This window comes from Kitasatospora sp. NPDC058184, from assembly GCF_042883725.1.
Classification (GTDB): Bacteria; Actinomycetota; Actinomycetes; order Streptomycetales; family Streptomycetaceae; genus Kitasatospora.
In genome coordinates this window covers 67,035-79,575 of record NZ_JBHVVE010000016.1, presented here as the reverse complement: position 1 = coordinate 79,575, position 12,541 = coordinate 67,035, and the positions used below count along the sequence as shown (strand labels likewise).

Genomic DNA, 12,541 nt, shown 5'->3' with positions numbered 1-12,541 from the left:
ACCCTAGCCACGCCCCCCCACCCCCCCCCCCCCGACCCGGTGTGGGACCCCCCGCCCGCGCCGGCCCCGCCCCCCGCGGGGGGCCCGCCGACCTGCGGTTCAGTACCGGGCGAGCGGTACCGGGTGGTTCAGTGCGCCGGGGTGTAGGACAGCGCGAGCTTGCCGATCTTCTGGCCGGCGGTGAAGTAGCCGGTGCCCAGCTTGGTGTCGAGGTACTGCGCGCCGGCCGCGTCCACCTCGAAGCTGGAGGAGGTCAGGTTCTGGGTGAGGCCGCTGCGGGTGATCACGTTGTCGCCGGACGGGTCGAGCAGCGGGACCGGCGTGGTCGAGCCGTTCGGGACACCGGTGAAGTAGCCGTTGTCGGCCGAGAAGTCGAGCTGCTTGAAGGCCACGCTCTTGCCGGTCTTGAGGTTCAGGAAGAGCAGGCCGCCGCCGAACTGCACGTCGCCGTAGAAGCTCGGGATGTTCGCGGCGCCGCCGGTCACCGGAAGCGTCACGGTGAGGCCCGCCGTCTGGTCGTACGCCGGGTCCGCGGGCTGCAGCGGGATGATCACGATGCCGTTGAGCGCGGCGTTCGTCAGGAAGTTGACGTCGGTGGTGATCACGGCCTGGCCGGCGGCCGGGGTGGTGGCCGTGTCGGCGACGGCGACGCCGCTCACGGCGGTCAGGGAGAGGACGACGGCGGCACCGGTAGCGGCCAGGCGGGCGCTGATGCGGGACATGCTGGACTCCTTGGGAGAGGGAGAGGTGATGTGCTGGTGGTGCGGTTCGGCGGGGCTCAGGAATGGGTGACGGAGCCGCAGGCGATCTGCGGCAACGGGACGAAGCCGGACTTCCTGATGGCGTCCGCGCCGTTGCGGCAGATCCAGCCGCCGCGGCCGAAGATGCCGCGCAGCGCGGCACCACGGGTGTTGTCGGCGTACAGCTCCGCGTCGCGCAGGACGTTCGACAGCACGACCCCGTACGGCGCCGTGACGGCGGAGGCCGAGATCGTCCTGGTCTGCGGGTCGATGGGCGCGATGCCGTCGACGGACCTCAGGGTCAGGGCACCCGGCACGTCCTCACCACCGCCCTGTCCCTGGTACGCCTGGCCGATGTAGTAGCCCGTCGAGTAGGGGATCAACGCGTCGGGGTCGGCCAGGAGCGGGTCGCTGCCCTGGTTCTCCCGGATGCCGCTGGTGACGCAGGCACCGGGGGTGACCGCGTAGCCGCGACCGATCGTGAGCAGGAAGTGCGCCCTCAGACCTGTCCCGGACGGGGGAAGGTAGGCCTTGATGGTGGCGTTCGGCAGCGCCGGGTCGATCTGGTTCCAGGTGGTGACCGCGCAGGTGTAGATGTCCTTCAGGTTCCCGGTGCTCAGGTTCGCCGGGGCGTTTCCGGTGGCCGGGGCGGCCCAGGCGACGGCGTCCCAGGCGATGGCCACGAAGTCGTCCGTCGAGAGGTCGTCCTGCTGCGGGCCGCGTGACGCGCGGGCGAAGTCCACGGTGGTGCCGGTGCGGCCGTTCAGCGCGACCATGCCGGCGTGCTGGTCCGCGGGCCGGGCCATCGTCGTGGCACCCGACTTGGTGGTGATGGTCCCGCTCGGACGCGTGTCCCAGCTGTACAGCCTCGGTGTCGCCGGATCCGTCAGCGAGGCGTTGTAGCCGCTCGCGATCCGGTTCATCAGGATCTGGGTGGTCCCGTCGCCGACACCCACGACGTCGACGGCACGCGGTGTGACACCGGCCGCCGGGTCGGCGAGCGCGGTACCGCCTGCGGTGGTCGTCACCAGGACGGCGATCGCGGCGGCACCGCCCAGCTTGGTCATGGCCCTGCGCATCGGCCCGCCTCCGGCGTCCGGTCGTGGTGAGGGTGGCCCGGCGGCCGCGGGGCCAGGCCCCGCGGCCGCCGGTGTGGTGCGGGGTGGATCAGGAGTGGGTGACGGCGCCGCAGGCGTAGGCCGGCAGCGGCAGGAAGCCGAAGCTCTTGAGGTCGTTGGCGCCGTTGTTGCAGAGCCAGCCGTTCTTGCCGAAGATGGCGCGCAGGGTGGCGTTCGAGGTCCACTCGCTGTCACGGAAGACGTTGTAGACCACGCGGGAGTACGGGGTGGCCGCGAAGGCGGTGCTGATCGTCTTGGCCGCGGTGTCCACCGGCAGGACACCGTTGACGTTGCGGATGGTCAGCGGGCCCTGGACGTCGGCGCCGCTGCCCTGGCCGTAGTAGACCTGGCCGATGTAGTGGGCCACGGAGTAGGGGACCAGCGCGTTGGGGTCGGCCAGGACCGAGTCGCTGCCCTGGTTCTCCTGGGTGCCGCTGACGACGCAGGCACCGGGGGTGACCGCGACGCCGCCACCGATGGTGGTCAGGAAGTAGGAGCGGGTGCCGGAGTCGGTCTGCGGCAGGAAGGGCTTGATGGTGGCGTTCGGCAGCGACGCGTCGATGTCGTGCCAGTTGGTGACCGCGCAGGTGAAGATGTCCTTCAGGTTCGCGGTGCTCAGGTTCGCCGGGGCGTTGCCGGTGGCCGGGGCGGCCCAGGCGACGGCGTCCTTCGCCAGGCTGACGAAGTCGTCGCTGCTCGGGTCGCTCGCCTGCGGGCCACGCGAGGAGCGGGCGAAGTCCACCGTGGTGTTGGTGTAGGTGGTCAGCGCCTTGATGCCGGCGCCGGAGCCGTTCGGGCGGGCGATCGCGGCGGAACCGGCCTTGGGGGTGATGGTGGTGTTGATGGGGGTCGCGTCCCAGCTGTAGACGCGGGGGGCGTTCGGGTCGGTCAGCGACGCGTTGTAGTCGGCGGCGAGCTGGTTCACGACGGCCTGGGTGGTGTCGGAGCCGGTGCCCACGAAGTCGATGGCGCGCGGCGTCACGCCGGCGGCCGGGTCGGCGACGGCGGTGCCGCCGGCGACGGTCGCGATGGAGGTCGCCAGGGCGGCGACGGTGAGCAGCTTGGCAGCGGTCTTACGCATGTTCCTCTTCCTCCGGGGGAGAGACGTACATCGCGTGAAACCCGTACTCCGTTCGGGAGTTCGGGGCCGTGTGGCCGCGTCCGCTGCGGCCTCGCCGGCAGTGCCGATCCTGTCCGGCGGGGAGGTTCCGCCGGAAGGGAGGCCGGGTCCGGCCGGGGAATGTCGACTCATCGGTTCGACGAGGTTTAGCCACTGGTCAGCGTGCACGTGACAGGGGCACTACCGGCCCTCCGAACCCGGTCGACGTTCTTCTCCAGGAAGCTGCTCGGGGTGTTGCCGGAAACCTGCCCTTCACCGGAACTGCACGGACGGGGGCCGTGGACGGAACCGCCGCCTCCGGACCCGCCCCCGGACATGCTCCGGATACGCCCGGGATACGCCCCGGACACGCCTCCGGACATGCCGACATGGCGGTCCGTCGCGTTCGACGGACCGCCATGCACGCGGTCTTCTACAGCGGCCGGCGGCCGTCCCGCCCCGATCGCCGCAACTCCTGCCCCACCCACTGCAGTCCGGCCAGGAACCCCTCGATCCCCGCCTGGCACTGGTCCCGCCGCAGGTACCCCCGGGCGCTGCGGGCGACCGGGACGGCGTCGGCCGCCCCCGGCCGGGTGCTGCGCACCGGCAGGTAGGCGGCCCAGACCCACTGACGTCCTTCGGACTGCCCGACCGAGCACCGCAGCGCGGCCCGTTCGATCAGCAGCACCCGGACGGCCTCGGCGAGTTCATCCTCGCTGCGGTACGTCCGTACGCCGACCCCGAGCGGCCTCCCGTTGGCGGCCCGCAGTGCCCAGCCGAGGCAGCGGTCGGCCGCCGGCACGATCAGCAGTCGCGGGCCGCGTCGCTCAGCGGCCATCGGTGCGTCTCAACGGTACGGCGGGCTCCGGGAGTTCGTGCGGAGGCTGCTTGGAGAGCAGCACCACGAACCGCCGGAAGGCGTTCTGGCAGGTCGCGTACCGCTCGTACGCGCGGCTGGAGCGCACCTCGGGGAGGGCACGCGAGCCCGGGACGACCCAGATCCAGCCGATGCCCTCCCGTACGTGGGTGATGCGCGCGGTGAGCCCGGGCGCCGCGGCGCGCAGGCCGTCGAAGCCCCGCTCGGCCTCGCCCGCCGTCTCGAACGCGGCCGGGGTGATCGCGACCACCCGGCCGTTGGACGCCTTCAGTTGCCAGCGGTAGCGCCCGTCCGCTGCCCGTTCGGCGCGGAAACCCCCTCGACTTGCCCCTGCTGCGGTGTGACCGCGGCCGGCAGCGTTCACTGCCCCCTCCGTCCGGTTGCCCTCCGGTTTCCCCTCCGAGCGGAGCAAAGCTATGTGTGCACACGGAGCCCCCGAAAGCCCAGAACGTTCACAACTTGCGCTGTTGGTCGGGAAGTTCTCTCTCGTTTAACTTTCACCGGTTCTTGGTGGTAGTCCCGGTCGGAACCCTCAGAGCCGGGCCGTCCAGCGCACCATCGTGCCCTTGCGGTACGGCCCGCTCTCGTGCCAGGCGTCGCCGCCGAGCGCCTCGGCGCGCCGGGTGAGGTTGAGCAGGCCGCTGCGCCGGCCGCCGGCCGGGATGCCCACCCCGTCGTCGGTCACGGTGAGCAGCACGCCGGGCCGGCCGCCCCGGTCCAGCGAGTCCGGGTCGCCGCCCACCGGGCGGCCGTCCTCGCCCAGGTGGGTGGTCGCGTCGATCTCCACGCCGACCCGGGAGGCGCGCGCGTGCCGGGCCGTGTTGGAGAGCATCTCGCGCAGGGCGGCGAGCAGTTGACGGCCGGTCTTCTCCCCGACCAGGCTCTCCACCGGCCCGACGAAGCTCACCGAGGGCTTGAAGCCGAGCGCGGCCGCGGCCTGGCTGGCCTCCCGCAGCACCCGGGTGCGCAGGGTGTCCGGCGCGTCGCCGTGGTCGTCGTGCTGGAGGGCGTAGATGGTGGTGCGGACCTCCTGGATGGTGGCGTCCAGCTCGTCCACCGCCTTGCCGATGCCGACCCTGACCTCGGGGACGACGGCCCGCCGGGCGGCGCTCTCCAGCATCATCCCGGTGGCGAACAGCCGTTGGATCACCAGGTCGTGCAGGTCGCGGGCGATCCGGTCGCGGTCCTGGAAGACGGCCAGCCGCTGCTGGTCGCGCTGGCCCTCGGCGAGCCGCAGGGCCAGCGCGGCCTGCGAGGCGAAGGTCTCGGCGAGCTGCTTCTCGCTGTCGGTGAACGGCACCGCGCCGTGCGGGCGCCAGACGCAGAGCCCGCCGAGCACCCGCCCGGCGGCGACCATCGGCACGGCCATGGACGGGCCGAAGCGGCGGGCGAGCCGGATCACCACGGTCGGGTCGCTGGACATGTCGTCCAGGTAGACGCTCTCCCCCGCGAGCAGCCGCGCCGCGAAGCTCTCCCTGGGCAGCAGTTCGCCGCGGACGTACTCGGCCAGTTCGCCGGAGGCGTGCGCGACCCGCATCTGCCCGTCGCCCTCGCCGCCGCCCTCCGGGCCGGTCGGCAGCAGGATCATGCCGAGCGCGGCGTCCGCCAGCTCCCGTACCTGCTCGGCGGCGACGGTCAGCGCGCTCTCGGCCTGCTCGGCGGAGAGCAGGGCGGTGGCGACGGCGGCGGCGCCGGCGATCCAGCGTTCGCGGCGGCGGCCCTCCTCGTACAGCCGGGAGTTCTCGATGGCCACGCCGGCCGCCGCGGCGAGCGCGTGCACCACCTGCTCGTCCTCGGGGGTGAAGGCGCCGCCGCCCTTCTTCTCGGTGAGGTAGAGGTTGCCGAACACCTCCGCGCGGACCCGGATCGGCACGCCCAGGAAGGTCCTCATGCACGGGTGGTGCGGCGGGAAGCCGGAGGAGCGCGGGTCGGTGCGGAGGTCGGCCAGCCGCAGCGGCTCGGGGCGGTCGATGAGCGCGCCGAGGATGCCCCGGCCGGCGGGCAGTTCGCCGATCTCGGCGGCGGTCTCGTCGTCGACCCCGACGTGGATGAAGTCGGCCAGGCCGGTGCCGCCGGGGGCGATCACGCCGAGCGCCGCGTAGCGGGCGTCGACCAGTTCGGCGGCGCCCACGGCGATCCGGTGCAGGGTGGCGTGCAGGTCCAGCCCGGCCCCGATCGAGACCACCGCCTCCAGCAGCCGCTGCATCCGGTCGGTGACCGCGGCGGCCGACTGCAGGCGCTCGGCGACCTCGGTGACCAAGGTGTCCAGCCCGAGCGAGGCGATCTCCGGCACCTGGTGGGGCGTCTGCTCGGCGGCGGCCCCGGGGAGGTCCGACGGAAGGCCCGGAACGGGGTCCGACGGGAAACCCGGAGCGGGGTCGGGCGGGAGGTCCGGCGTGGGGTCCATGAAGAAAGCCTACGTTTGTACGCTTTTCAGCCGAAGGACGGCGCGACTAACGGGTGACGGCCCGGCCGGCGGCGGCCGGAACCGGCTCCAGCAGCCCGTCCGCCTCCCGCTCCCGCCGCCACATCGCGTGCAGTCGCCCGTCCGGGTCGGCGACCAGCTCCGACCAGCGGCCCCGCTCGGCCACCCGTCCGCCGTCCAGCACCAGCACCTCGTCCACCGTGGTGTCGTCCAGCCCGGCCAGCCGGTGGGTGATCAGCACGGTGGTGCGGCCCTCGGTGGCGGCCAGCAGGTCGGCGGTGAGGGCGTCGGCGGTGGGCAGGTCGAGGTGCTCGGCGGGCTCGTCCAGGACCAGCACGGGGAAGTCCGCGAGCAGCGCCCGGGCGAGCGCCAGCCGCTGGCGCTGGCCGCCGGAGAGCCGGGCGCCGTGCTCGCCGACCATGGTGTCCAGGCCGTCCGGCAGGCCCTCGGTCCACTCCAGCAGCCGGGCGGCGGCCAGCGCGGCGCGCAGCTCCTCCTCCCCCGCCGCCGGCCGGGCCAGCCGCAGGTTCTCCCGCAGCGAGCTGTCGAAGACGTGGGCGTCCTGGGCGCAGAGCCCGATCACCCGGCGGACGGACTCGCCCGCCAGCGCGCGGCTGTCCACGGCCTCGGGGCGGCCGTCGGCGAACCGCACCGTTCCGGCGCTCGGCTCCAGGAAGCGCAGCAGCGCCTGGGCGAGGGTGGTCTTGCCGGAGCCGGACGGGCCGACCACGGCGATCCGGCGGCCGGCCGCGAGGTCGAGGTCCACCCCGACGAGCGCGTCCGCCGTCTGCCCGGGGTGCCGTACGGTCAGCCCGCGCACCGCGACGGGCAGCGGCCGCTCGGGCAGCGCCACCGGTTCGGCGGGCTCGGCGACCGGGGGTTCGGCGGAGAGCACCTCGTCCAGCCGGGCCCGCGCGGCGCGGCTGCGCTGGCGGGCCTGGACGGCGAGCGGCATCCCGGTGACGGCCTCGAAGGCGGCCAGCGGGGTCAGCACCACCACGGCCAGGCAGACCGGCGCCAGCACCCCGTCGCGCACCCCCTGGACGCCGACCGCGGCCGCGGCGGTCACGGTCAGCCCGGTGAGCAGGGCGATCAGCCCGGTGCCGAGCGCCGTGGTGGCGGCCGAGCGGGCGGCCAGCCCGGTCAGCGCGGCGTCGGCGCTACGGACGGCGGCCAGCCGGCCGGGCAGCGCGCCGGCCACGGTGAGCTCGGCGGTGCCGGTGAAGGCGTCCACCACGGCGGTGGCCAGGCGCCCGCGCGCCGGGGCCTGGCGCCGCTCGGCGCCGGCCGACCAGCGGGCGGCCAGGGCGGGCACCAGCCCGCCCGCGAGCAGCAGTCCGAGGCCGAGCACCAGCCCGGCGGCCGGCAGGAAGGCGGCCATCGCCGCGGTCGAGGCCAGCGCGACCAGGCCGGCCACCGCGGCCGGCAGCCGCCAGCGCAGGTAGTGGTCCTGGACGGCGTCCACGTCGGCGACCAGCCGGGAGAGCAGGTCGCCGCGCCGGAAGGCGGGCAGTCCGGCCGGGGCGAGCGCGCTCAGCCGCCGGTAGACGGCGGCCCGCAGGGTGCCGAGGGTGCGCAGCACCGCGTCGTGCGAGACCAGCCGCTCGGCGTAGCGGAAGACGCTGCGGCCGATGCCGAAGGCCCGTACCGAGGTGACGGCCATCATCAGGTAGAGCACCGGCGGCATCTCGGAGGCCCGGGAGATCAGGTAGCCGGAGGTGGCCATCAGCGCGACGGCGCAGCCGAGGGCGAGCGCGCCGAGCAGGATCGAGAGCGCCAGCCGGGGGGTGCCGCCGCCCTCGGGCCGGGGCTCCTCGGCGACGGCGGGGGCGGGCGTGGGGCGGCCGCTGTGGGCGAGCGGCGCCACCGGGGCGGCCGGGGCGGCGGCCGCCGGGGCTCCGGCCAGCCGTACCCGCCGGTCGGCGACGGCCAGCAGGGCGGGCCGGTGCGCGACCACCAGCACGGTGCGCGCCGGGTCGGCGGCGAGCGCCCGGACGGCGTCCACCACGGCCGCCTCGGAGGCGCCGTCCAGGTTGGCGGTCGGCTCGTCCAGCAGCACCAGCGGCCGGTCCTCGGCGAGCAGCACCCGGGCGAGGGCGAGGCGCTGGCGCTGCCCGGCGGAGAGCCCGGCGCCGTCCTCCCCGAGGACGGCGGCCAGGTCGGTCACGAAGTCGAGCGCGTGCGCGGCCCGCAGCGCCGTCCACAGCTGCTCGTCGGTGGCCTCCGGCCGGTAGAGCCGCAGGTTCTCGGCGACCGTCCCGGCGAACAGGTGCGGGTGCTGCGGCACCCAGGCGATCTGCCGCCGCCAGCTCTCCGGCTCCAGCTCGGCCAGGTCGTACGTCGTACGGCCGTCGGCGGCGGTGATCCGGACGGTGCCCGACGACGGGGCGGTGAGGCCGAGCAGCACGGCCAGCAGGGTGGACTTGCCGGCGCCGCTGGGGCCGGTGAGCGCCGTGCTGGAGCCCGGACGCAGGGTCAGCGCGGCGCCGTCCAGCGCCGGCTCGGTGCGCCCGGGGTGCCGGACGACCAGGCCCTCGGCGGCGATCACGGCGCTCGCGAGGTCGGGTGCCGGGGTGGTGCCGGCGGCGGGCAGCGGGGTCTCCAGCACCCGGAACAGCTCGTCGGCGGCGGTCAGCCCCTCGACGCTGGAGTGGTAGAGCGCGCCGACCTGGCGGATCGGGAAGTACACCTCGGGGGCGAGCACCAGGATCAGCAGCCCGGTCTCCAGGTCGAGCGTGCCGTCCACCAGCCGGAAGCCGACGGTGACGGCGACCAGCGCGACGGACAGGGTGGAGAGCAGCTCCAGGGTGAAGGAGGAGACGAAGGCGATCCGCAGGGTGCGCAGGGTGGCCCGGCGGTAGTCGGCGGTGATCCGGGCGATGGTGGCGGCCTGGGTGCGGGCCCGGTTGAACACCTTGAGGGTGGGCAGTCCGGCGACCACGTCGAGGAAGTGGTGGGAGAGCCGGGACAGGGTGTTCCACTGCCGGTCCATCCGGGACTGGGTGGCCATCCCGATCAGCACCATGAACAGCGGGATCAGCGGCAGCGTCCCGGCGATGACCGCGGCCGAGGTGAAGTCGGCGCCGACGATCCGCAGCAGCACGATCACCGGGACGACCACGGCCAGCGCCAGCTGCGGCAGGTAGCGGGCGAAGTAGTCGTCCAGGGCGTCGATGCCGCGGGTGGCGAGGGTGGTGAGTTCGCCGGTGGGCCGGCCCGCCAGGTAGGACGGGCCGAGCGCGGTGGCGTGGTCGAGCAGCCGGCGCCGCAGGGTGGACTTCACCCGGGCGACGGACCGGTGGGCGGTGAGTTCGGTGAGCCAGCCGACCAGCCCGCGCCCGACCGCCGTCAGGGCGAGCAGCAGCAGCGGCGTGGTCAGCTCGCCGAGCGTCGCCCCGCGCTGGAAGGCGCGGACGACGATCTCGGCGATCAGACTCGCCTGGGCGACCACCAGGGCCGCGCCGACCGCGCCGAGCAGCACGGATCCGGCGAGGAAGGCCCTGGTGGTGCGGGCGTACCCGAGGAGTCGGGGGTCGACCGGCTTCACGGCGTCAGGCCTGGTCGAGCGGGGCGGCCGGGTTGTGCCCGGGGATGTGCTGGACGCCGATCCGCTTGCGGAACACCCAGTACGTCCAGCCCTGGTAGAGCAGCACCAGCGGGGTGAAGATCGCCGCCACGACGGTCATCACCTTCAGCGTGTACGGCGAGGAGGCGGCGTTGCTGACGGTCAGGCTCCACTCCGGGTTCAGGGTGGAGGGCATGACGTCCGGGAAGAGCGCCAGGAAGAGCATCGCGACCGCGGCCACGATGGTCGCCCCGGAGAGGCTGAACGCCCATCCCTCGCGGCCGAGCTGGTTGGCCGCCAGGGCGCCGAGCAGGGCGACCACCGCGACGATCATCGCGGCGAGGCTGCGGCCGTTGCCGTGGTCCACCTGGGTCCAGGTCAGGAAGGCCAGCGCCAGCACGGCGGTCGCCAGGCCGGAGACCAGGGCGGACCTGCGGGCCCGCTCGCGGATCTCGCCGACCGTCTTGAGCGCGGCGAACACCGAGCCGTGCAGGGTGAACAGGGCGAGCGTCACCAGGCCGCCGAGCAGCGCGTACGGGTTCAGCAGGTCCCAGAGGGTGCCGACGTAGTTCTTCTGCGCGTCGATGTCCACGCCGCGCACGATGTTGGCGAAGGCCACGCCCCAGAGGAAGGCCGGGAGGAGGGAGGTCCAGAAGATGGCCTCCTCCCAGTTCCGCTGCCAGCGGGCGCCGTCGTTCTTGGCCCGGTACTCGAAGGCCACCCCGCGGACGATCAGGCAGACCAGGATGACCAGCAGCGGGATGTAGAAGCCGCTGAAGAGCGTCGCGTACCAGTCCGGGAAGGCCGCGAAGGTGGCGCCGCCGGCGGTCAGCAGCCAGACCTCGTTGCCGTCCCAGACCGGGCCGATGGTGTTGATCAGCACCCGCCGCTCGGCGGTGTTGCGGGCCAGCGGCTTGGTCAGCACGCCGATCCCGAAGTCGAAGCCCTCCAGGAAGAAGTAGCCGATCCACAGGACCGCGATCAGCACGAACCAGACGTCGTGGAGTTGCATGTCAGATCCTCAGTTCCCCGGTGTCCCGGCGCCTCAGTAGGCGAAGGCGAGCGGCTTGTCGGCGTCCTCGTCCGAGGACGGTCCGCGCAACGACGGGTCCTTGGTGGGCGGCTGCTCGGTCACCACCGGGCCGGCCTTGGCGTACTTGACCAGCAGCCGGACCTCGATGACGGCGAGGATCGCGTACAGCGTGGTGAAGGTGGCCAGCGCGCCGATCTGGGTGCCGACGCTGACGTTGGGGGAGACCGCGCTGGCCGTGGTCATCAGGCCGAAGACGGCCCAGGGCTGACGGCCCATCTCGGTGAAGATCCAGCCGAAGCTGTTGGCGATCAGCGGGAAGCCCATGGTCAGGATGCCGATCCGCCAGCTCCACTTGGTCAGCTGCGGCCCCAGCTCGCGCCTGGGGGTGAGCATCAGCCGGGGCACCTCGGTCTCGCCGGTGCGGAACTCGGGGTGCAGGAAGAGCTTCTTCCGGGTGGTCCACAGGCCGATCAGGCCGGCCAGGAAGGAGGTCATCCCGAAGCCGATCATGAGGCGGAAGCCCCAGTAGGTGACGAAGATGCTCGGGATGTAGTCCTTGGGGTCGCCGCCGTGCTGGGCGGCCTCGGCGGCGGCGGTGTCGTTGATGCCGGGGACGGACGAGCTGAAGTCGCTGTGGGCGAGGAAGGAGAGTATCCCGGGGATCTCCAGGGCGACCGAGTTGTGGCCCTTGCTGACGTCCCCGACCGCGAAGACCGAGAACGGCGCCGGCGCCTGGGTCTCCCACAGCGCCTCGGCGGCGGCCATCTTCATCGGCTGCTGCTCGAACATGACCTTGCCCAGGGTGTCGCCGCTGAGCGCGGTGCCGGCGCCGAAGACGACCGCGAGCACCAGGCCGAGCCGCAGCGAGGTGCGCATCGCGGCGGTCTTCTTCGGGTCGGCGGTCTCGGCCCCTCCGCTCTTTTCAAGCAGCCGCTTGGCCTTCCAGAGGTGGAAGGAGGCGATGCCGACGACGAAGGCCGCTCCGGTGAGGAAGGCGGCGGTCAGGGTGTGGAAGACGACCACCAGGGTGGTGTTCTGGAACAGCACCCGGACGACGTCGGTCAGTTGGGCCTTGCCGGTGACCGGGTCGATCGCGTAGCCGACCGGGTGCTGCATCCAGGAGTTGGCGGCCAGGATGAAGTAGCCCGAGAGCACGGTGCCCAGCGCCACCATCCACATGCAGGCGCAGTGGATCTTCCTCGGCAGCTTGTCCCAGCCGAAGATCCACAGGCCGATGAAGGTGGACTCGAAGAAGAAGGCGATCAGCGCCTCCATCGCGAGCGGGGCGCCGAAGACGTCGCCGACGAAGCGGGAGTAGTCGGACCAGTTCATGCCGAACTGGAACTCCTGGACGATGCCGGTGACCACGCCCATCGCGATGTTGATGAGGAAGAGCTTTCCCCAGAACTTGGTGGCGTGGAAGTACTTCTCCTTGTTCGTCCGCACCCAGGCGGTCTCCAGACCGGCCACGATCGCGGCCAGGCTGATCGTGAGCGGGACGAAGAGGAAGTGGTAGACGGTGGTGATGCCGAATTGCCATCGCGCGATGGTTTCGTGAGCGATTGCCAGTTCCACGTCGCCCTCTCTCCCAACCTGCCCGCGTGACGACGGGCATCTTCCGGACAAACTTCATCTATAGCCGTAGACCGTTGCTCAACCACGCAAGCTTGTCCGCTTGTGAACG

Annotated in this window: 9 protein-coding genes; all 9 read right to left on the bottom strand. The window is 73.0% G+C overall.

The genetic code is table 11. The features are described from left to right. Nucleotides 1–128: 128 nt before the first annotated feature. Nucleotides 129–722: a hypothetical protein gene (locus ACFVXH_RS27540; RefSeq protein WP_387828167.1), complete on the bottom strand. Its 594-nt coding sequence runs from the start codon at nt 720–722 to the stop codon at nt 129–131. Between the two features lie 56 nt (nt 723–778). Beyond that, on the bottom strand, nt 779–1,819 hold the full coding sequence (locus tag ACFVXH_RS27535) for a PstS family phosphate ABC transporter substrate-binding protein (protein WP_387828164.1): 1,041 nt from the start codon (nt 1,817–1,819) through the stop codon (nt 779–781). A gap of 88 nt (nt 1,820–1,907) precedes the next feature. Then, nucleotides 1,908–2,939 (bottom strand): PstS family phosphate ABC transporter substrate-binding protein, encoded by a 1,032-nt coding sequence (locus ACFVXH_RS27530; protein WP_387828162.1) that lies wholly within the window; start codon nt 2,937–2,939, stop codon nt 1,908–1,910. A 451-nt stretch (nt 2,940–3,390) separates the two neighbouring features. Then, a complete protein-coding gene (locus ACFVXH_RS27525) occupies nt 3,391–3,795 on the bottom strand; it encodes a hypothetical protein (RefSeq protein ID WP_049655595.1) in 405 nt (134 codons plus the stop codon). Next, nucleotides 3,785–4,198: a DUF1508 domain-containing protein gene (locus ACFVXH_RS27520; protein ID WP_074002007.1), complete on the bottom strand. Its 414-nt coding sequence runs from the start codon at nt 4,196–4,198 to the stop codon at nt 3,785–3,787. Before ACFVXH_RS27520 ends, ACFVXH_RS27525 begins: the two co-directional genes overlap by 11 nt. Nucleotides 4,199–4,366: 168 nt before the next feature. Next, on the bottom strand, nt 4,367–6,241 hold the full coding sequence (locus tag ACFVXH_RS27515; RefSeq protein WP_387828157.1) for a GAF domain-containing sensor histidine kinase: 1,875 nt from the start codon (nt 6,239–6,241) through the stop codon (nt 4,367–4,369). Nucleotides 6,242–6,287: 46 nt separating this feature from the next. Then, the gene (cydD, locus tag ACFVXH_RS27510; RefSeq protein ID WP_387828154.1) at nt 6,288–9,806 is read right to left on the bottom strand and encodes a thiol reductant ABC exporter subunit CydD; all 3,519 of its coding nucleotides are present in this window, start codon (nt 9,804–9,806) and stop codon (nt 6,288–6,290) included. 4 nt (nt 9,807–9,810) lie between these two features. Next, a complete protein-coding gene (cydB, locus tag ACFVXH_RS27505; protein WP_074002005.1) occupies nt 9,811–10,836 on the bottom strand; it encodes a cytochrome d ubiquinol oxidase subunit II in 1,026 nt (341 codons plus the stop codon). 33 nt (nt 10,837–10,869) lie between these two features. Next, nucleotides 10,870–12,432, bottom strand: a complete 1,563-nt coding sequence (locus tag ACFVXH_RS27500; RefSeq protein ID WP_387828151.1) for a cytochrome ubiquinol oxidase subunit I — start codon at nt 12,430–12,432, stop codon at nt 10,870–10,872. Between the last annotated feature and the right edge of the window lie 109 nt (nt 12,433–12,541).

Coding starts and splice junctions, on each gene's coding strand:
- ACFVXH_RS27530 (WP_387828162.1), bottom strand. CDS start 2,939: ATGCGTAAGACCGCTGCCAAGCTGCTCACCGTCGCCGCCCTGGCGACC.
- ACFVXH_RS27525 (WP_049655595.1), bottom strand. CDS start 3,795: ATGGCCGCTGAGCGACGCGGCCCGCGACTGCTGATCGTGCCGGCGGCC.
- ACFVXH_RS27535 (WP_387828164.1), bottom strand. CDS start 1,819: ATGCGCAGGGCCATGACCAAGCTGGGCGGTGCCGCCGCGATCGCCGTC.
- cydB (WP_074002005.1), bottom strand. CDS start 10,836: ATGCAACTCCACGACGTCTGGTTCGTGCTGATCGCGGTCCTGTGGATC.
- ACFVXH_RS27515 (WP_387828157.1), bottom strand. CDS start 6,241: ATGGACCCCACGCCGGACCTCCCGCCCGACCCCGCTCCGGGTTTCCCG.
- ACFVXH_RS27540 (WP_387828167.1), bottom strand. CDS start 722: ATGTCCCGCATCAGCGCCCGCCTGGCCGCTACCGGTGCCGCCGTCGTC.